Consider the following 22,082-nt stretch of genomic DNA (forward strand, 5'->3'; position numbering starts at 1 on the left):
CCTTATGTGCGATCCGCCCGAACTGCGGTCATGCGGTCGGGCAGCCGTGAATGCAGGCATGCCGGCGGAGGAACGCGATCACATGGCACCTCACAGCATCGGCCCGCAGGGCACGTCGGCCGCAGTGACCATGGCGGCCGTCGCGGCGGCCATGGTCCTGCTGACGGGGGCCGCCACCGCACCGGGGGGCGGCCCGGCGGCACCACACGACGCACACGGATACCTCCGCGCGGCCGTCCACGGTGCCCCGATCCCGAACGCGTCCGCCGCCCCGGCGCGCTTCACACCCGGCCCCTGCCCCAAGACATCGGAGCCCGTCGAGGCGCTGAACCACGCACGGTGCGGATTCCTCGAAGTCCCGGAGAACCGCGCTCATCCCGGCAAGCGCACCATCCGGCTGGCCGTCGCGGTCATTCCCGCCACGTCGGCGAAGCCCGCCGCCGACCCGGTGGTCTTCATGGCGGGCGGCCCCGGAGGCGACGCGTTCGACGACATCCCCTTCCTCGTCGACGCCGGCCTGAACCGCGACCGCCCGCTGATCGTCATGTCCCAGCGCGGAAACGTCCACGCGCAGCCGAACCTCGCCTGCCCCGAGATCGACCGGTCTTCCGCGCGGGCCGTCGGGTTGCGCTACGACGAACCGGCCGCGCAACGGCTCCTGCTGCGCGCGGCGAAGGCGTGCCGGGACCGCCTGGCAGCCGACGGCACCGACCTGAGCGCCTACAACACCATCGAGAACGCGGCCGACTTCGCCGACCTGCGCACAGCGCTCGGCCTGCGCCAGTGGAACGTCTACGCGTACTCCTACGGCACCGACCTCGCCCTCACCTACCTGCGCCTGCATCCCCAGGGCGTCCGTGCGGTGGCGCTCGACTCGGTCACGCCTCCGCAGACCGTGAGCCTGCCGTGGACGTGGGCCGGCGCCCGTGAGGGCATCGACACCGTCCTCGAGGCGTGCGCGGCGCAGCCCGCCTGCGAGAGCCGCTACCCCGACGTCGCCCGTACGCTCACGGAGCAGGTGCGCAGGCTGGAGGCGCACCCCCTGACCCTCGACGCCGTCCCGCCGCGCGGCGGCGCGCCGGTGAAGGTCGTCCTCGACGGCGGGACCCTGGTGAACCTCCTGGTCGCCAACGCCGTCCCGGCCGCCGACGTCCCGGCGGCCCTCGACGAGCTGGCCCGCGGGCATCCGGAACGCTTCGCGCGGGCCCGCGCGGCCGACGCGCGTCCCGCCGTCGGGCGGACCGCGCACGGCCTGACGGAGTCGGTGGCGTGCGCCGAATGGGTGCCCGGGTATTCACGGTCCGATCTGCTCGAAGCGGGACGCAAGGCCTTCCCCGGTCTGCCGGACACGGTCTTGGCCCAGGCACCGCAGCTTCCCTTCCAGCAGGAGGTGTGCCGGGTCTGGGACGTCCCCGACCGGACCGCCTCCCAACGGGTGGCCACCGTCAGCTCCGTGCCGGCGCTCGTCATCTCGGGGACGTTCGACGCGAAGACCGGGGCGAGTTGGGGGGCGCGTACGGCCCGTGGCCTGTCGCACTCGACCGTCGTGCGCATCCCCGGGATCGGGCACTTCGTCGTTCCCCAGTCGCCGTGCGCGGCGCGCGTACTGGCCTCGTTCCTCGCCCGACCCACCGCACCCGACACCGGCTGCGTGGCCGACCTCAAGCCGAAACCGTTCGCGGTCACCCCGAAGTAGCCGGGAGGCGCCCGATGGCAACCAACGACGTGCCCCGCCGTCACCGCACGACCGTACGGCGCATGCGTGCCGTACCGGCCGGGTTGGCGACCGGGCTCCTCGTCACCGGCCTCGTCGCGGTACCGGCCCACGGCGCCGGCGGCGGCCGGGCCACCGGCGACCCCGGGACGGCCATCGGCACGACCGCGAAGACGGTGGGCGACGCCAGCTACACCCCCGGCCCCTGCCCGAAGACCCCGGACCCGGTCCCGGCCCTCAAGGCGGCCCGCTGCGGAACGCTCACGGTGCCCGAGAACCGCGCCAGGCCCGGGGGCCGGAAGATCAGACTCGGGGTCGCGATCGTGCCGGCGGCCACGCGGCACCCCAAGCCCGACCCGGTCGTGTGGTTCGCCGGAGGCCCCGGAGACGACGCCGTGGGGGAGATCCCGCTGGCGATCGACGGTGGCCTCAACCGCGACCGGGACGCCGTCTTCATGTCGCAGCGGGGAACGTACTCCGCCGAACCGGCTCTGACCTGCCCCGGTGTCGACGAGTTCGCGGCGCGCGCGGTCGGTCTCGTCTACGGCGCGCCGTCCACCGGGCGCCTGCACGTCGACGCGACGCGGACCTGTCGCGAGCGACTCGCGGCCCGCGGGGTGGACCTCGCCGCCTACGACAGCACCGAAAGCGCCACCGACTACGCGGACTTGCGCGTGGCCCTCGGCATCGCTCAGTGGAACGTCTTCGGCATCTCCTACGGCACCGACCTGGCCCTCATCTACATGCGGCAACACCCGCAGGGCGTCCGGTCCGTCGGCCTCGACGGTGTCCTCCCGCCGTCCACGGCCGGATCCGCCCTGACCTGGGGCAGCGCCCGCCAGGGCTTCGACGGCCTGTTCCAGGCGTGTGCGCGGCAGCCCGCCTGCGACAAGCGCTACCCGCACCTGTCGGCCACCTTCGACCGCCTCGTCCGGGAGTTGGAAGCCCGACCGGTCACCACCACCGTCTCGGTCCCCGGTCGCCCCGGACCGGTGAAGGTCGTCCTCGACGGCGGGGCACTGGTGACCTGGCTGACGTCCGCCACCCACCTGGCGGCCGGCGTGCCCCGTTCCCTCGACGAGCTGGCACACGGCAAACCGCAGCGGATCGCCCGGCAGTGGGCGGACGGCAAGCTCAGCCCCCAGGCCGTCGGCCGGTTGGCCCACGGGGTCGCCTACGGCGTCTTCTGCCGTGAGTGGACGCCCTTCGAGGCCCAGGCCGCCGGACTGCGGGCCGGGCGGCAGGCGTTCCCGTCGTTCCCCCGCTCCGTCCTGGCCCAGGCCCCGCAACTCGCCTTCCTCTATCCGGACTGCGCCGCATGGAACGTCCCGGCCGCGCCGCGCTCGATCCGGGACGTGACGCACAGCGACATCCCGACCCTCGTCATGTCGGCCGGCTTCGACGCCCAGACCGGTGCGGGCAACGGACCGTACGTCGCCCGAACGCTGAGCCGGTCCACGGTCGTCACCATCCCCTACGTCGCCCACGTGGCCTTCGCCGCCTCGCCGTGCGCGCGGGAGATCACCCTCTCCTTCCTAGACACCCCGACGGCCCCGAAGACCGGCTGCGTCGCCACCCTCAAGCCGCCCACGTTCGAGATCGCACCGCAGCAGTGACACTCCCCACGGCCGCCGGTCCCGGCGCGGTGGGCGTGCTCCGCACGTAGACCCGGTCACCCGGTCTCCGCACGTGGACCCGGTCCGACGACGCACGGGCCGGGCCGCACGCGCACGGGCGCGTGTCCGGTCACGGACTCGCGGGACCGCGATCGGTCAGCGGGGCCCGCAGGCCTGTCAAGGGGCGTATTCGTGGGACTTTCAGGTCTGTGCACCGGTCACGGACAGTGGCGTCACGTCGTCGTTGATCGACCGATCCGACTGAGGAGACTGACCACCGCATGGCCACTCACGACCACGGGTTCCTGCCCCTGACCTCGCCGCAGACCGGCGTCTGGTTCGCGCAACAGCTCGATCCCGCCCGCAGCGACTACACCATCGGCGAGTACCTGGAGATCGACGGGGCGCTGGACGTCGAGCTCTTCGAGCAGGCTCTGAGCCGCACGCTGACGGAGACCGAGGCGCTCGGCATGCGGTTCGCCGAAGTGGACGGCGTGGTAGGGCAGACGCCCGCCGACCGGCCGCCGTTGCGGCTCGCGACCCCCGATGTCGGCGACCGCCCCGACCCGGCCGCCGAGGCCGAGGCGCTGATGCGCGCCGAGCTGGCCCGGCCGGTCGACCTCGCGACGGGGGACGTGACGCGCCAACTCCTCGTACGGACAGGGCCCCGGACCCACCGCTGGCTCCAGGCGTACCACCACATCGTGGCCGACGGGGTGAGCGGTTCCCTCCTCGCCCGCCGGACGGCCGAGGTCTACACCGCCCTCGCGACGGGCGCACCGGTGCCCGTCTCGGACGCGGCGCCCTGGGAGGCGATCGTCGCGGAGGAGCAGGCCTACCTGGGGTCCGAGGAGCACGGGCGGGACCGGGAATTCTGGCGGGCGAAGCTCGCCGACGCCCCCGAACCGGTGAGTTTCACGGGCCACACCCCGGCCCGCCCGACCGGGACGGCCGTGCGGGTCAGCCGCGATCTCGACGCCGTGGACGCCTGCGCCCTGCGGGATGCCGCCCCGCGGCTCGGCACCCGCTGGTCCGCGTTGGTCATGGCGGCCGCCGCCGGCTGCCTGCACCGCGTCGGCGCCACCGAGGACGTCGTCCTGGGGCTGCCCGTCACCGGGCGCACCACACCCGCCGCGCGCCGTACGCCGGGGATGTTCTCCAAGGTGCTTCCGCTGCGCCTGCGGGTCACCGGGACGATGTCCGTGGAGGAGCTGGTCCGCAGCACCTCGGCGGGCATCAAGGAAGCGCTGCGGCACCAGCGCTACCGCGTGGAGGAGCTGTACAGCGGCACGGACGGGTCGGGGGCCCGGCCCTGGGACGCCGTGGTCAACCTGATGTCGTTCGACTACGGGCTCTCCTTCGGTGACGCGGGCGCCACCGCCCACAACCTGGCGGTCGGCCCGGTGGACCACGTCTCGGTCAACGTCTACGACCGTGGCGGGGACAGCCCGCTCACCGTGCAGGTCGAGGGGGACGCGGCGGAGGGCGGGACGGACGCACTCGCGGCCCACCGGGAGCGGTTCGTCCGGTTCTTGGTGGCGCTGGCCGCCGCCGATCCGTCGGCCTCCGTCGACTCGCTCGGCCTGCTGACCGCCGCCGACGAGGAGCGGCTGGCCGTCCTCGGTGACGGCGGCAGCACCGCGACCGCACAGGAGCGCCTCCTGCACGAACTGTTCGAGGAGCAGGCGGTGCGCACCCCGGACGCCGTCGCCGTCGTCTGTTCCGGCGAGCGGCTCAGCTATGCCGAACTGGACGCGTGGGCGGAGGAGATCGCGGACCGGCTGCGCCCGTCGACGACCCCGGGAATGCCCATCGGTGTCAGCGTGGGCCGCTCCCCCGCCATGGTCGCGGCGCTCCTCGGCATCCTGAAGGCGGGCGGCTGCTACGTGCCGCTCGACCCCGCCCTGCCGCGGGGCCGGATCGCGTACATCGTCCGGGACGCGGGCATCCGTACGGCCGTCGCGGGCCCGGAGGCCGGCGGCTGCCTGCCGGCCGACTTGGAGAACGTGGTGGCGACGGGCGAGCGGCCCGCCGGAGCGCTCGCCGCGGCCCGCCGCCCGGGCGCCGCGGCCTCCTGCGACCCTGCCGTCCGCGCCGACAGCGCCGCGTACCTCCTGTACACCTCGGGCAGTACGGGTGAGCCCAAGGGTGTTCTCGTGCCACACGCCGCGGCGGCCGACTTCGTCCTCGGTCACCTGGCCTTGTGCGGCGTCGCCCCGGTGACGGCCGCGGGCTCCGGCGAGCGGTTCCTCGGCTTCGCGTCGCTGTCCTTCGACGTCTCGGTCCTCGACGTCTTCGGCGCGCTGCTGAGCGGCTCCGCCCTGGTGCTCGCCACCGAAGAGGAGCGCACGGACGTCGACCGCCTCCAAGCGCTGCTGGCCGGGGAGCGGGTCACCGTCGCGGACCTGCCGCCGGCCCTGCTGCCGCTGCTCGACCCGGCCGCCGTGCCCGCCCTGCGCTTCCTGTCCACCGGCGGGGAGGCGCCCTCTGGGGACGCCGTCGACCGGTGGGCGCGCGACGGGCGCGAGGTGTGGAACGCCTACGGCCCGACCGAGGCCGCGGTGTCCGTCACCATGCACCGGTGCGTGTCCCCCTCGAACGGGCAGGTGCCGCCGATCGGCCGGCCCATGGTCAACCACCGGGCGTACGTGCTGGATCCGCGGCTGCGTCCGCTGCCGCCCGGCGCGGCCGGCGAGTTGTGCGTGGCGGGCGCCGGATTGGCCCACGGCTACGCGGGCCGCCCCGCGATGACCGCCGACCGGTTCGTGCCGGACCCCTTCGCCCAGGTGCCCGGGGCCCGGATGTACCGCACCGGTGACCTCGTACGCTGGTCCGCCCAGGGACAGTTGGAGTTCCTCGGCCGCATGGACCAGCAGGTCAAGGTCAACGGTCACCGCATCGAGCTGGGCGAGATCGAGAGCGTGCTGGTCCGCCACCCCGCGGTGGGCCAGGCCTCGGTCACCGTCCACGAGGCGGCGGGCGGCGGGCGACGGCTGGTCGCCTTCGTGGCGCCGGCCTCCGCAGCGATCGTGGTCGAACCCGCGGAGCTGGCCGCCCACTTGGCGCAGGCGGTTCCCCGCTACATGGTCCCGCACACCTTCGTGGTGCTGGACCGGCTGCCGCTGACCGCCGGCGGCAAGGTGGACCGCAAGGCACTGGTCGTCCCGGCGACCGCGGACGCACCGCCCGCGACCACCAACCCGCAGCGCCCGTACAGCGCGGCCGAGCGGACGCTGAGCACGCTGATCGGCGAGGTCCTCGGCTGCCCGGCCGGCCCCGACGACAACTTCTTCGAGCTCGGCGGCGACAGCATCGCCGCCCTCGGCCTGGTCAGCCGGGCCCGGGCGCGCGGGTACTCCTTCACCCTGCGCGAGGTCTTCGAGCACAAGACCGCGGCCGCGCTCGCCGCCGCCGTCGGCGACCCCGCGAACGCGAGCCGGGACGGCGGCCCCGGCGCCGCCGGGGCCGCCGGCGAAGAGGAGTACGGCGAACTGCCCGCGACCCCCGTCATGCGGTGGCTGCTGGACGGCCCCGGCCCCTACGGCCGCTTCAGCCAGTCGGTCGTACTCGCCCTGCCCGAGGGCGCCGACGACGCCCGACTGGTCCGGGTCCTGCAAGCGATCATCGACCACCACACCGCCCTGCGACTGCGCACGACCGAGGGCCCCGAGGGCACGATCTGCTCGGTCGGCGCCCCCGGGACGGTGGACGCGGCCGGGCTCTACCGCGGCGTCGACACCATCGGGCTGGACGACGCGGCTCGCGCCGCACTGACGGAGCGGGCGGCCGACGACGCGGCAGGTGAACTGGACCCCGCCGCGGGGGTGGTGCTGCGGGCGGTCCGCTTCGGCGGCGCCGGCACGCCCGGGCGGCTGCTGCTGTGCGTGCACCACCTCGCGGTGGACGGAGTGTCCTGGCGAATCCTGATGGACGACCTCGCCGAGGCCTGGTCGGCGGTGTCCGAGGACCGGCCGGTACGGCTCGCACCGGCCGGCGCCTCCTTCCGCGACTGGACGGCGCACCTGCGACGTCAGGCCCACACCCCCGAGGTGCTGGCCCAACTCCCCTTCTGGCAGGCGACGCTGGCCCCCACGACGGAGGCCGACGAGTCCGGGACCGCCGCCCCCGCGGCGGCGCCCGCACTGTGGGACCGGGTACCCGACCCGGTACGCGACACCGTCGGCTCCACCCACACGCTCACGCTGGACCTCCCCGCGGAAGTGGCCGCCCCGCTGCTCTCGGCGGTGCCCGCGGCCTTGCGCACCGGACCCGCGGAGATCCTGCTCGCGGCCCTGGCCCTGGCGGCGCGGAACCCCCTTCTCACCGGCGGCAACGAGCCCGGAACCCTGCTGCTCGACCTGGAGGGCCACGGTCGGGACGACCGTACGGGCCGGCACGACCTGTCCCGTACCGTGGGCTGGTTCACCACGCAGTACCCGGTCCGGCTCGACCTGCGCGGCCTCGACCCGGCCGAGGCGCACTCGGGCGGCGTGGACGCGCTCGCCGAGCTGGTCGGACGGGTCCACGACACCCTGGCGGCCGTGCCCGACCACGGCACCGGCTACGGCCTGCTGGCCCGGCTGAACCCGGGGACCGCGCGGGAGCTGGCCTCGGCCGCGCAGCCGCGGGTCCTGTTCAACTACCTCGGCCGGTTCGACGCCTCGGGCGACGCGCCCTGGGGCCCGGCCGCCGAGGCGGGCGGGCTGCGCGCCGCCTGCGATCCGGGGATGCCCGTCGACCACTGCCTGCAGATCGACGCCCTCGCCCTGGACGGCCCGGCGGGCCCCGCCTTCCGCGCCGTCCTGACCTGGCCGCGGGAGCTGGTCGAACGGTCCGAGGTCGAGGCCCTGGCCGGCGCGTGGGAGGAGTCCCTGCGGCTGCTGGCCCGCTGGACACCGCCGTCCGGCGGGGCCGGGCGTCCGGCGCCCCGCGACTTCCCCCTGGTGCGCCTGACCCGGCCGGAGGTGGACGCGCTCGCGGAGCGCTACCCCGCCATGACGGACGTCACCACGCTCTCCCCGCTGCAGGAGGGCCTGTTCTTCCACGCCTCCTACGACGCGTCGGGCGTGGACGCCTACACCGGTCAGCTCGTGCTGACCTTGGACGGCGCCCTGGACCCGCGGGCCCTGGCCTCGGCCTGCCGCGGCCTCCTGACCCGCCACAGCGCGCTGCGCGCCGCCTTCACCGACCGCGGGCTGGACCGGCCCGTACAGGTGGTCCTCGGTGTGGTGGACGTCCCCTGGGAGAGCGCCGACCTCTCCGGCCTGGACGAGGAGGCCCGGGAGCGGGCGTGGGCGGAACTGTTGGCCGCTGACCGGGGGCGCCGCTTCGACCTGGAGCGGCCGCCGTTGGTGCGCTTCACCCTGGTCCGGCTGGGCGGCGACCGCCACCGCCTGGTGATGACGAACCACCACATCCTGTGGGACGGCTGGTCCTCCGCCGTCCTGCTGCGCGAGGTGCTCGCCGGTTACGCGGCGGCCACCGGGTCGGAGCCGGCCGCCGCCGTCGCGGGCGTCCCCTACCGGGACTACCTCGACTGGTTGGCCCGTCAGGACCGGGACGCGGCCGCCGCCGCCTGGGGCTCGGCCCTGGCCGGCCTGGAGGAGCCCACCCTGCTGGGGGCCGCCGACCCGCACCGGCTCGACGCACTGCCCGAGCGGATCTCGCTGGAGCTGTCGCGCGGGCTGACCGAGCGCCTCACCGAGCGGGCCCGGTCCGCGGGCATCACCCTCAACAGCGTCGTGCAGGGCGCCTGGGCGGTCCTGCTGTCCCGGCTGACCGGCCGCGACGACGTGGTCTTCGGCGGTACCGTCTCGGGCCGCACGGCCGACCTCGACGGCATCGAGGAGTTGGTCGGCCTGCTGATCAACACCCTGCCCGTCCGCATGAGGGTGCGGCCGACGGAGCCGCTGATCGCCGCGCTGACCCGGTTCCAGGACGAGCAGGCCAGGCTGATGGACCACCAGCACCTGGGGCTGGCGGAGATCCAGCGGGCCACCGGGCTGGGCACGCTGTTCGACACCACCGTGGTCGTCGAGAACTACCCGCTGGACCTGGAGTCGATGCGGGAGCCGGTCGGCGGGGTGCGGCTGACGGAGGTCGACGGCTCGGACGCCACCCACTACACAGTCAACCTCATCGTCCTGCCGGGCGAACGGCTGCGGCTGCACCTGGACCACCGCCCCGACGTACTGGACGCGCGGGCCGCGCGCAGCGTGGCGGACGCGCTGGAGCGGCTGCTCGTCACCGCGGCCGACGAGCCGCGGACCCCGGTCGGGGAGATCGACCTCCTCTCCGCCGATCAGCACCGGCTGATCGAGGAGTGGAACAGCACAGCGGTCCCGGTGCCCGCGACGACGCTGGTGGACCTGTTCCGGCGTCAAGTCGCCGCCACGCCACAGGCACCGGCGACCGTGTTCCGCGAGGAGCGGTTGTCGTACGCGGAGCTGGACGCGCGCGCCGAGCGGCTCGCCGGGGCGCTGCGGGCCCACGGGGCGGGTCCCGAGCGGATCGTGGCGGTCGCGCTGCACCGCTCGACGGAGATGGTGGTGGCGCTGCTGGCCGTACTGAAGTCGGGCGCGGCGTACCTGCCGGTCGACCCGACCCTCCCGGCGGACCGGGTGGCGTACCTGCTGTCGGACGCGCAGCCGGTCCTGCTGATCACCACCGAGGACGTGGAGCCGCTGCTTCCGACGGGCCCCGGGCCGGTGCGGTTGCGCCCCGACGCCGACGGCGGGAGCGGCGGGTGCCCCGTGCGGGCGCCACTGCCCTCGCATCCCGCGTACGTGATCTACACCTCCGGTTCGACCGGCCGGCCCAAGGCGGTCGTGGTGGAACACGCGGCCATCGTCAACCGGCTGCTGTGGATGCAGGACCGCTACGGACTGGGCGCCGACGACCGGGTGCTGCAGAAGACCCCCTTCGGCTTCGACGTGTCGGTGTGGGAGTTCTTCTGGCCGCTGCTGACGGGAGCCGTGCTCGTGGTCGCCGAGCCCGGCGGGCACAAGGACCCGGCCTATCTGGCCGAGCTGATCCGGCGCGAGTCGGTCACCACCGTGCACTTCGTGCCGTCGATGCTGGCGGTCTTCGCGCAGGAGCCGGCGGCCGGCCGGTGCCGGTCCTTGCGCCGGGTGGTGTGCAGTGGCGAGGCACTGCCGGAGGAGCTGAAGAACCGGTTCCTCGATGTGCTGGACGTGCCGCTGCACAACTTGTACGGGCCCACGGAGGCGGCCGTCGACGTCACCCACTGGGACTGCCGGCGGGCGGACGAGGGGCCGGTGCCGATCGGCAGGCCGATCTGGAACACCGCGCTTTACGTCCTCGACCCGGCGGGACGCCCCGTGCCGGTGGGCCTGCCGGGCGAGCTGTATCTTGCCGGGGCCGGGCTTGCCCGCGGCTACCTGCGGCGGCCGGAGCTGACCGCGGAGCGCTTCCCGCTTGACCCGTTCGGGCCACCGGGCTCCCGGATGTACCGCACGGGCGACATCGTCCGCCGGCGCGGTGACGGCGCGGTGGAGTACCTGGGCCGGACCGACGACCAGGTGAAGATCCACGGTTTTCGGATCGAGCTCGGCGAGATCGAGACCTCGCTCGCCCGGCTGCCCAGGGTGGGCCGCGCCGCGGTGGTGGTCCGCGAGGACGTGCCGGGCGAGCGCAGGCTCGCCGGGTACGTGGTCCCGGCCGCCGGGGCGGCGCTCGACCCGGCGGGGATGCGCGCGGAACTGGCGCGGTCGCTGCCGGAGTACATGGTGCCCCTGCTGGTCGTGGTCGACGGACTGCCGGTCACCCCCAACGGCAAGCTCGACCGCAAGGCGTTGCCGGCGCCCGCGTCCGGGGCCGCTCCCACCGCGCACGAACCGCCCGTCGGGGAGACCGAGGAGTTCGTCGCCCAGGTCTGGCAGGCGGTCCTGGACCGCGCGGACATCGGACGCCACGACGACTTCTTCGCGATCGGCGGGCATTCGCTGAGCGCCACCCGGGTCGCGGCCCGGCTGCGCCAGGCGCTCGGCCTGGAACTGCCGCTGCACACCCTCTTCGAACACCGGACGGTCGCCGGCCTCGCCACGGCGGTCGAAACGGCCCTCTTCGCCGACATCGCCGCCACGGCGGACGACGCAGCGCTTTCACTCGTATCCCAGGGAGAGACCTCGTGACCACCCAGGAGAGCTCGCCGGCGGCTGTGCCGGCGGCAGTCGACAGCCGGCTCGCCGCAGCCCGCGAGCTGCTGCGGAGCCGGGTCCGGGCCGCGCTGACGGACCCGTCGGCCGGCCGGGGGACCGCGGCCGACGGCGCTGCCGCGCCGGCCGGGAGCGGTGCACCGGCCCGTGAGCCGGTCGCCTCGTTCGCCCAGGAGCGGATGTGGCTCGCGGACCGGATGGCCGACGGCCGCTCCGGGTACGCGATCCCCCAGGTCGTGCGGATGCGTGGCACGCTGCGCCCGGAGCCGCTGCGGCAGGCGCTGACGACCGTGGTGGAACGCCACGCCACGCTGCGCACCGTCTTCGAGGAGCGCGACGGGCTGCCGCACCCCGTGGTCCTGCCGGCGCCGGACTCCGTACCGCTGCCGGTCCTCGATCTGGGTGCGGGCCCGCTGAAGGAGTTGGAGCTCCGGGCCCGCGGGCTGGCCCTGGAAGAGGTCCGCAAGCCCTTCGACCTGGCCCGGGGCCCGCTGCTGCGCGCCCTGTTGATCCGGCTGGGCACCGAGGACCACCTGCTGGTGCTGGTGGTCCACCACATCGCCACCGACGGCTGGTCCATGGGACTGCTGTGGCAGGAGCTGGCCGACGGGTACACCGCCCTGGTCCAGGGAAGACCGCTGCCGACACCGACCCTGCCGCTCGACTACCAGGCGTATGCCCGCTTCCAGCGCGAGCGCTTCGAACACGGCTTGATGGACGCCCAGTTGAGGTTCTGGGAGCGTTCGCTCGCCGGTCTCGAACCGTTGGAGCTGCCCACCGACCGGCCGCGGCCCACCCGTCGGAGCGGCGACGGGCAGAGCCTGCCGTTCACCCTCGATCCGTCGTTGACGCGGCGGCTGCGCCGACTCGCCGAAGCCCGCGGCGTCACCCTGTTCATGACGCTGCTCGCCGGTTTCCAGGCCGCCTTGGCCCGGTACGGCGGCAGCACCGACATCGCGGTGGGCACCCCGGTCGCGGGGCGCGACCGGGTCGAGTTGGAGCCGCTGATCGGCTTCTTCGTCAACACCCTGGTGCTGCGCACCGACCTGTCGGGCGAGATCGGCTTCGACGGGCTGCTGGACCGCGTGCGCCGCGTCACCCTCGACGCGTACGACCACCAGGAGGTGCCCTTCGACCGGGTGGTGGAGCGGCTGAGCCCCGAGCGGGTCGGCGACCGCAACCCGCTGGTGCAGGTCATGTTCGCCTCGGCCCAGGACGAGACGGCCGGGCTGCGCCTGCCGGGGGTCTGCGCCGAGGCGGTGACGGCCGACTTCGGCGGTTCCCTCTTCGACATCAGCGTGTTCGTTGCGGAGGGCGCCGACGACTGCACCGGCTCCTTCGTCTTCGACACCGACCTGTTCGACCGGGCCACGGCCGAACTGATCCTCGCCCACTACCTGGAGCTGCTCGCCGCGGCCGTCGCCGAACCCGGCCGCCCCCTCGGGGAGCTGCTGCCCTCCGCCGCCACCGCCGAGCGGCTGGTCGGCACGGGGCACGGCGCCGTGCGCGCCGACCTCACCCCGGCGACGCTGACCGAGCTGTTCGCCGACCGGGTGCGCACCTCCCCGGGCGCCGTGGCCGTCGTGTGCGGGGCGCAGCGGCTCACCTACGCCGAACTCGACGCCCGTTCCGACGCTTTGGCCGCCCGGCTGGTCCAGGCGGGAGTGGTCCGGGAATCGGCGGTGGCGCTGCTCTTGGAGCGCTCCCCGCAGGTGCCGGTGGCCATGCTCGCCGTCCTGAAGGCGGGTGGCGCGTACGTCCCCCTCAACGCGGACTTCCCCGTCGAGCGGCTGCACTGGATGCTGGAGCGGACCGGCGCCCGGGTGCTGCTCGCCGACCCGGGCACCGCCGGCCACGAGGCCGTCGCGACCGCGCCGGCCGGGGTACGGGTGCTCGACGTGACGGCGGCGGCGCCGGACCCGGCCGCCGCGCAGGTTGCGCCCTGTGTCCCGGACCAGCTGGCCTACGTCATGTACACCTCCGGCTCGACGGGTGAGCCCAAGGGCATCGCCGTCACCCACGCCAATGTGGCCGCGCTCGCCCGGGATTCCGCCTTCGGTCCGGCGCACCGCCGGGTGCTCGCCCACTCTCCGCTGTCCTTCGACGCCTCGACGTACGAGCTGTGGGTGCCGCTGCTGGCCGGGGGCACCGTCGTCATGGCACCGCCCGGCCGGATCGACACGGCCGCCCTCGCGGACCTCGTCCGGGAGCACGGGATCACCACCCTGTGGCTGACCGCCGCCCTGTTCAACCTGGTGGTCGAGGAGTGCGTGGAACTCCTCACCGAGGTCCGGGAGGTGTGGACGGGCGGCGAGGCGGCCTCGCCCGAAGTGTTCCGCCGCGCCCTGACGGCGGCCCCCGGCACTCTGCTGACCAACGCGTACGGCCCCACGGAGACCACCACCTTCGCCACCCGGCACACCCTGGACGCCCGCGCGGGCGGCGGAGTCGACGGGCGCGTCCCGATCGGCACGCCGCTCGACGACACCCGGCTGTACGTGCTCGACGAGAAGGGCCGTCCGGTGCCCGAGGGCGCGGTCGGTGAACTGTGCGTCGGCGGCACCGGCCTGGCCCGCGGCTACCTGGGGCGACCCGGGCTGACCGCCCGCCAGTTCGCCGTCGACCCGTACGGGCCGCCCGGCGCCCGCGTGTACCGCACCGGCGACCTCGCCCGGCGCCGCCCCGACGGCACCGTCGACTACCTGGGACGCGCCGACGAGCAGGTGAAGATCCGCGGTTTCCGCATCGAACCCGGCGAGATCGAGGCCGAGCTGCTGCGCGGCGCCCAGGTCGGCCAGGCTGCCGTCGTCGTGCGTGCGGATGCCTCCGGCGAGCAACAGCTCGTCGCGTACGTGGTGGCCGCGCCGGGCGCCTGCGCCCAGCCCGACGATCTGCACCGCGCGCTGGCCGCTCGACTGCCCGCCTATATGCTCCCGGCCGCGATCGTGGTCCTGGACGCATTGCCGGTGACCCCGAACGGGAAGCTGGACCGCCGGGCCCTGCCCGCTCCGCCCGAAGGGGACGTGCGGCGGGCCGGTTTCACCGCTCCCGCCTCCGCCACCGAGGAGCTCGTCGCCGAGGTCTGGGGCGAGGTGCTCGGCCGCGACCGCATCGGGCGCCAGGACGACTTCTTCGACCTGGGCGGCCACTCACTGCGCGCCACCCGGGTGGTGTCCCGGCTCGGCGGTCGGCTCGGCAGGGCCGTCCCCTTGCGGCTGCTGTTCGAGAACCCGGTGCTCGAAGCGTTCGCCGCGGCCCTGGATCGGACGCGCGGCGAGAGCGCGCAGGCGGACCCGGCGGACACCGCCGCCGACGTGATCGCGGCGCGCCCCGCCGGCGCACCGGCGCCGCTGTCCTTCGCCCAGCAACGCCTCTGGTTCCTCGATCAATTGCAGCCGGGTCGCCCCGACTACAACATCCCCGTCGTCACCCGACTGCACGGCGTCCTCGATACCGCCGCCATGCTCGACGCCCTGCGCACCGTCGTCGAGCGGCACGAAGTGCTCCGCTCGCGGATCACCGAGGGCCCCCTGGGTCCCGTACAGGCCGTCGAGCCGCCCGGGGTGTTCGCCCCGCTGCTCACCGACCTCGGCGAACTGCCCTTGGAGCAGGCCCGCTCGCGGGCCCTGGGGTTGGCGCACGCGGACGCGGCCGCCCCCTTCGACCTGACGACGGCGCCGCTGCTGCGCGCCCGGCTGGTACGGACGGCCTCCGACGAGCACCTCCTCGTGCTGGTCCTGCACCACACCGTCGGCGACGGTTGGTCGATGCCGGTGCTGTGGCAGGAGCTCTCGCGCTCCTACGCCGCGCTGAGTCGCGGACAACGGCCCGCCCTGCCCGCCCTGCACGTCCAGTACGGGGACTTCGCGCACTGGCAGCAGCAGCGCCTCGCGAGCGGCGCCGCCGACCGCGGGATCGCCCACTGGCGCGCCCGGCTGGCGGGGCTCGCACCGCTGGAACTGCCCACCGACCGGCCGCGTCCCGCCACCCGCTCCGGCGCCGGCGACACCGTTTCCTTCGAGGTGCCGGCCGAGCTCGCCGCACGCTTGGGCGCAGTGGCCCGGGAGCAGGGAGCCACCCTGTTCATGGTGCTGCTGGCCGGGTTCCAATCGCTGCTGGCCCGCTACACCGGGCAGTACGACGTCGCGGTGGGCTCACCCATAGCGGGCCGCGACCGCACCGAACTGGAGCCGCTGATCGGCTTCTTCGTCAACACCCTGGTCCTGCGCACCGACCTGTCGGGCGATCCCGCCTTCACCGCGCTGCTGGGCCGGGTCAGGGAGACCGCGCTCCAGGCGTACGAGCACCAGGACGTCCCCTTCGACCGACTGGTGGAGGAGCTCCGGCCGGAGCGCGACCTCAGCCGCAACCCGCTGTTCGACGTGCTCTTCCAGCTCCACCCCGAGCAGCCGGACGCGCTGCCGCTGGAAGGGGTGCGGGTGGAGACCGTCGAGACCGCCAACGGGACCGCCAAATTCGACCTCAGTCTGGCCATGACGGAGCACCCGGGCGGGCTGACCGGCACCCTGAGCTACGCCACCGACCTCTTCGACCGCGGCACGGCCGAGCGGTTCGGCGCCCACTACCTGCGCCTGCTCCGCTCGGCCGCCGACCGGCCGGACGCGCCCCTGTCCCGGCTGGAGGTGCTGTCGGTGGGCGAGCGGGCGGCCCTGCTCGGCGAGGACTCCCCCACCGCCCCGCAGACCACCGCCCCGGCGGCGACCCTGCACTCCCTGGTGGAGGAGCAGGCCCGGCTGCGGCCCGCCGCGACCGCGGTGAGCTGCGCGGGACGCTCCACCAGTTATGCCGGGCTCAACGCGGCGGCCAACCGGCTGGCCCGGCGGCTGCGGGAGCGCGGCATCGGCCCGGAGACCACGGTCGCGGTGATGACCGGCCGCGACACCCGCATGGTCGTGGCCGTGCTGGCCGTGCTCAAGGCGGGCGGCGCCTACGTCCCCGTCGACCCGAGCCACCCGGCCGAGCGCATCCGTACGGTGCTCGCGGACAGCGGGGCCCGTCTGCTCCTGACCGGCGGGCTGCCCGAGGAGGCGACTCCCCGGCTGCCGGACTCCGTACCCGTACTGGAACTGGAACTGGAACTGGAACTGGACGAGGTCCTGCCGACGGACGGCGCCGCCGACGCGGACGACCCGGACACGGCGGACCTGCCGGCCCTGGCCGGACCGGACCACCTGGCCTATCTGCTGTACACCTCGGGATCGACCGGCAGGCCCAAGGGCGTCGCCGTCCCGCACGCCGCGATCACCGGCTACCTCGCGGCGCTGACCGCCACGTTCGGGATCGGCGCCGGGGACACGGTGCTCGCCCGCACCGCGCTCACCTTCGACCCCTCGGTCCGTGACCTGTTCGCCCCGCTCACCACCGGCGGGCGGGTCGTACTGGCCTCGCAGGACGAGGCCGCGGACCCGGACGCCCTCGCCGGGCTGCTGCGCGCCGAGCGGGTCTCGGCGCTGCTGTCGATCGTGCCCTCGATGCTGGCGCCGCTGGTCGAGGCCGTTTCGGAACCCTGCCCGGACCTGCGGCTGGTGATGACCACGGGTGAGGCGCTCACCGCCGGACTGGCCCGGGCGGCCCGCGCGCTGGGTCCGGCCGAACGGCTGCGACTGGTCAACCAGTACGGCCCGACCGAATGCACCAACACCACCACCTACCACGTGGTGACGGACGCCGACATCGACAGCGGCCGCATCCCCATCGGCCGCCCGCTGCCGGGTGCCCGCGTCCTCGTCCTGGGCGAGCGGCTCGAACCGCTCCCGCGCGGCGCGATCGGCGAACTGTTCATCGCAGGCCGGGGAGTCGCGCGAGGCTACCTGGGTGACCCGGGCCGCACCGCCGAGGCCTACCCGCCGGACCCCTACGGGCCGCCCGGTGCGCGCATGTACCGGACGGGGGACCTGGCGCGACTGCGCTCCGACGGGGTCCTGGAGTTCCACGGCCGCCGTGACAACCAGGTCAAGGTCAGGGGGCACCGGATCGAGCTGGGCGAGGTGGAGGCGGCCCTGCTGCGCCACCCGGACGTGGCCCGCGCCGTCGCCGCCGCCCACGGCGAGGGCGCCGACCAGGCGCTCGTGGCGTACGTGGTGTTCGAGCCGGGGACCGACGGTGAACCGGGGGCCGTGCTCGACGCGGTGCGCGAGGTGCTCCCCGCCGCCCTGGTGCCCTCGGTGCTCGTCGCTCTCGACGCCCTCCCGCTGACTCCCAACGGCAAGGTGGACCGCCGGGCCCTGCCGGCGCCGGAGCCCGGCGCGGGCAGGCCGGCCCGGGCGTACCTCGCCCCGCGCACCGCGCTGGAGCGGACGGTCGCCGAGGTGTGGCAGGAGGTGCTCGGCGACGGCCCGGTGGGCCTGCACGACCACTTCTTCGAACGCGGCGGCCACTCCCTGCGGGCCACGCGGGCCATCTCGCGGCTGCGGACCCTGCTGGGCCTGGAGATCCCCGTACAGCTGCTGTTCCGCCACCCCGTCGCCGGAGATCTGGCGCGGGCTCTGGCGGGCCTCGGGAACAGCGGGGAGCCCGCGATCCCGGCGCCGGCCGCCGGGCCCGGACCGCTCTCCTTCGGACAGCAGCGGTTGTGGCTCCTGGACCGGCTGCAACCCGGCCGGCCCGACTACAACATGCCGGGGGCGATGCGACTGAGCGGGACGCTCGACACCGACGCGGCCCTGGGGGCGCTGCGGGACGTCGTCGCCCGCCAGGAGGTGCTGCGCTCCCGGATCGAAGCCGGCGGGGGCGGTGTGGAGGAGGCCCGTCTCGTCGTGGAGCCGCCGGAGGTGTTCTCCCCTCGGTTCACCGACCTGACCACGGCTCGGTTCACCGACCCGACCACGGCGGGTCCCGCCCGGGCCACCGGGCAGGACCCGGCGCGGGCGGCCGAGGAGCGCGCGCTCGAACTGGCCGCGGCCGACGCCGCCCGGCCCTTCGACCTGGCCGCCGCGCCGCTGCTCAGAGCCCGGCTCGTCCGGGTCGCCGAGCGGGAGCACCTGCTGGTGATCGTCGCCCACCACATCGCCTTCGACGGCTGGTCGGTCGCGGTGTTCTGGCAGGAGTTCTTCGCCGCCTACCGAGCGCGGACCGAAGCCGACGCCGAACCGCTCCCGGAACTTGCCGTCTCCTACGGCGCGTTCGCGGCCTGGCAGCGGCAGCGGCTGACCGGCGACCTGCTGGCGGAGCAGCTCGACTACTGGCGCGGGCGCCTGGCCGGGTCGGCCCCCCTGGACCTGCCCACCGACCGGGCGCGACCGTCAACCCCCTCCGGGCGCGGCGACCAGTTGCCCTTCACCGTGCCCGCTCCGCTGCTGGAGCGGCTGCGCGCCCTGGGTCGCCGGCATGACGCCACCCTGTTCATGGTGCTGCTGGCCGGCTTCCAGGCGCTGCTCGCCCGCTGGTCGGGCGCCCTGGACGTGGCGGTGGGCTCGCCCATCGCGGGCCGTGACCGCAGCGAACTGGAGCCGCTCGTCGGCTTCTTCGTGAACAACTTGGTCCTGCGCACGGACCTGTCCGGCGATCCGGACTTCGCGACGCTGATCGGCCGGGCCCGGGAGACCTGCCTGGGGGCCTACGCCCATCAGGACGTTCCCTTCGAGCGGCTGGTGGAGGAGGTCCACCCGCAGCGCGACCTCAGCCGCAACCCCCTGTTCCAGGTGATGCTGGTGCTGAACGAGGAGGCCGCGGCCCCGCCGGCGCTGCCGGGTCTGGCCGCGGAGCCGCTCGCCCTGGCGAGCGGCGCCTCGAAGTTCGACCTGTCCCTGTACTTCTCCGAGGAGGACGGGGAGCTGCACGGGGAGGCGGTGTTCGCCACCGACCTCTACGACCGGCAGACCGTCGCCCGGATGACGGACGCCCTCCTGGAACTGCTCGCCTGCGCGGCGGACGCCCCGGACGCACCGGTCGGCTCGTTGGCCCTGCTCGGCGCGGCCGAGGAGCAGCGGGTGCTGCACGAGTGGAACGACACCGCCGAGACGGGGGCGGACCGGCCGCTGCACGAACTCGTCGGGGAGCAGGCCGCGCGCACTCCCGCCGCGGTCGCGGTCCACGACGGCCTGCGGAGCCTGGACTACGGCGGCCTGTGGGAGGCCGCCGGGCGCCTGGCGGGGGAGCTGGCCCGGCACGGGGTCGGCCCGGACACCGCCGTGGCGGTCTGCGTGGAGCGCTCGGTGCTCCTGCCCGCCGCGCTCCTGGGTGTACTGCGCTCGGGCGGGATGTACGTGCCGGTGGACCCCGAATACCCGGCCGACCGGGTCGAGTACATGCTGTCCGACAGCGGGGCGCGGGTGCTGGTGGTCGCCGGCGACACCGCCGCCCGGCTCCGGACGCCCGACGGGGTGCGGGTGGTCGACCTGGAAGCGCTCCTCGCGACCGACGGCGCGGCCGGCCCCGCCGGTGCTCCCGCGCCCGTCGCCCTCCACCCGGAGCACCTCGCCTACGCCATCTACACCTCCGGCTCGACCGGTCGCCCCAAGGGGGTCATGGTGCCCCACCGCGCCCTGGCGAACTTCGCCCGGGACATGACGCGCCGGCTGGCGCTCGCCCCGGGGGAGACGGTGGCCGCGGTCACCACGGCGTCCTTCGACATCGCCGTTTTGGAGCTGCTGGTGCCGCTCACCGCCGGCGCCGCCGTGCGGGTCGTGGGCCGGGAGACGGCACGGGACGGAGTCCTGCTGGGCAGGGAACTGCACGCCTGCGCCGCCACCGTGGTGCAGGCGACCCCGGCCACCTGGCACCAGCTGATGGAGACGGGTTGGCGCGCCCCGGGAGTGCGGGCGCTGTGCGGCGGCGAAGCCTTGCCGCCGGCGCTCGCCGAGCGGATGCGCACGGCCCTGGGCACCGTGTGGAACGTCTACGGGCCCACCGAGACGACCGTCTGGTCCACGGCCCACGAGCTGTCGGGGCCGGCGGGCGAGGGGGCGGTGCCGATCGGCTCGGCGCTCGCCAACACCCGGCTGTACGTGCTCGACGAGCGGATGCGGCCGGTTCCGGTCGGCGTGTTCGGCGAGCTGTTCATCGCGGGTGACGGGGTGGCCCGCGGCTACCACGGCCGGCCCGGGCTGACCGCCGACCGTTTCGTCCCCGACCCGTACACGTCGGGCGGCCGGCTGTACCGCACGGGGGACTTGGTACGCCGGCTCCCCGACGGGGGCCTGGAGTACCGGGGCCGGGCCGACGGCCAGGTCAAGGTGCGCGGCCACCGCATCGAGCTCGGCGAGATCGAGGCGGCGCTGGCCCGTCACCCGCTGGTGCTTGCGGCGGCCGTGGCCGTGCACGGCGAAGGCGTCGACGCGGTGCTCGCCGGTTACGTGACCTGGCGGGACGCCGAGGGCGACCTGCGGGCGCTGGGCGACTTCCTGCGCGAGGACCTGCCCGAGTACATGGTCCCGCGGGTGCTGAGCGCGCTGGAGCGGCTGCCGCTCACCCCCAACGGCAAGCTCGACCGGCGGGCCCTGCCCGCCCCCACGGCCACCGCGGCCCTGGCGGGCCGGGCGAGGCGGGTGGCGCCGCGCGACGCGGCGGAACTGCGCATGGCACGGCTGTGGGAGGAGGTCCTCGGGGTGGCGCCGATCGGTGTCCGCGACGACTTCTTCGACCTGGGCGGCCACTCCCTCAAGGCGTTCGAGCTGATGGGCGCCGTACAGCGGGAGTTCGGGGTGGAGCTGCCGCTGAACCTGTTGTTCCGCCGGCGCACCGTGGAGCTGCTCTGCGAGGCGCTCCCGGAGGCGGCCGCGGCGGCCGCCCGGCTGCTGGTCCCGCTCGCCGAGGGGGACCCGGCGCGGCCTCCGCTGATCCTGGTGCACCCGCGCGGCGGTGACGTCGTCTGCTATCGGGACCTGGTGCGCGGCCTGGCCGCCGCCCCCGCCGGCGACCGGCGGGTCCTGGGTCTGGAGTCGGTCGGCTACAACACCGCCGACGCACCGCTGGAGCGGGTGGAGGAGATGGCCGAGCGCTACCTCGCCGCCGTACGGGAGGAGGTGCCGAACGGCCCCTACCTGCTGGCCGGTTGGTCCTTCGGCGGTACGGTCGCCTTCGAGATGGCGGCCCGCCTCGAAGCCGCCGGGGAGACCGTGGCCTTCCTCGGCCTCGTCGACACGGCCGCTCCCGGCCCCGTGCCCCGGGAGGACGCCACGGCGGGCGATCCGGACCTGCTCCGGTACGGGATCGCCGCCGGGCTCGACGCCGGCGAGGCACGCGGGCTCGACGAGGAAGGCCTCCTCGACGCGCTGGTCCGGCGCGGTCGCGAGGACGGCGGCCTCCCCAGCGGTTCGGCCCCGGAGGCACTGCGACGCCTGCTGCGGGTCGCGGAGGCCAACGGCGCCGCGTCGGCGGCGTACCGCACCGAAGCCGTCCTGGACACCGACGTCCACCTCTGGACGGTGGCCGAGGTGCACGGCGAACTCGCCACCCCGCTGGTGGACCCGGAGCCCTGGCGGCAGCGCACCGGCGGAGCCCTGCGCCACGCCGTGGTCCCGGGCAACCACCACACCGTGATGGACCCCCCGCACGCCGGCGCGGTCGCGCGGGCCCTCGGCGGGGCCCTGCCCGCCTGACATCGATCCGTACCCC

The 22,082-nt window shown here is 74.9% G+C and carries 4 protein-coding genes; all 4 read left to right on the forward strand.

The genetic code is table 11. The features are described from left to right. Positions 1-82 precede the first annotated feature (82 nt). The 4 genes from ACV7NM_RS05215 (at position 83) to ACV7NM_RS05230 (ending at position 22,066) form a co-directional block, all read left to right on the forward strand. Positions 83-1,696, forward strand: coding sequence for an alpha/beta fold hydrolase (locus tag ACV7NM_RS05215; protein WP_463409145.1), 1,614 nt, complete (start codon positions 83-85; stop codon positions 1,694-1,696). 14 nt (positions 1,697-1,710) lie between these two features. Continuing rightward, positions 1,711-3,330 carry an alpha/beta fold hydrolase gene (locus tag ACV7NM_RS05220; RefSeq protein WP_463409146.1) on the forward strand — a complete coding sequence of 540 codons (1,620 nt, stop codon included), beginning with the start codon at positions 1,711-1,713 and terminating at the stop codon, positions 3,328-3,330. A gap of 281 nt (positions 3,331-3,611) precedes the next feature. Further along, positions 3,612-11,483 carry an amino acid adenylation domain-containing protein gene (locus ACV7NM_RS05225; protein ID WP_463409147.1) on the forward strand — a complete coding sequence of 2,624 codons (7,872 nt, stop codon included), beginning with the start codon at positions 3,612-3,614 and terminating at the stop codon, positions 11,481-11,483. Beyond that, on the forward strand, positions 11,480-22,066 hold the full coding sequence (locus ACV7NM_RS05230) for a non-ribosomal peptide synthetase (RefSeq protein WP_463409148.1): 10,587 nt from the start codon (positions 11,480-11,482) through the stop codon (positions 22,064-22,066). Before ACV7NM_RS05225 ends, ACV7NM_RS05230 begins: the two co-directional genes overlap by 4 nt. The last annotated feature ends 16 nt before the right edge of the window (positions 22,067-22,082 follow it).

The organism is Streptomyces sp. Tek67B01 (genome assembly GCF_055231995.1).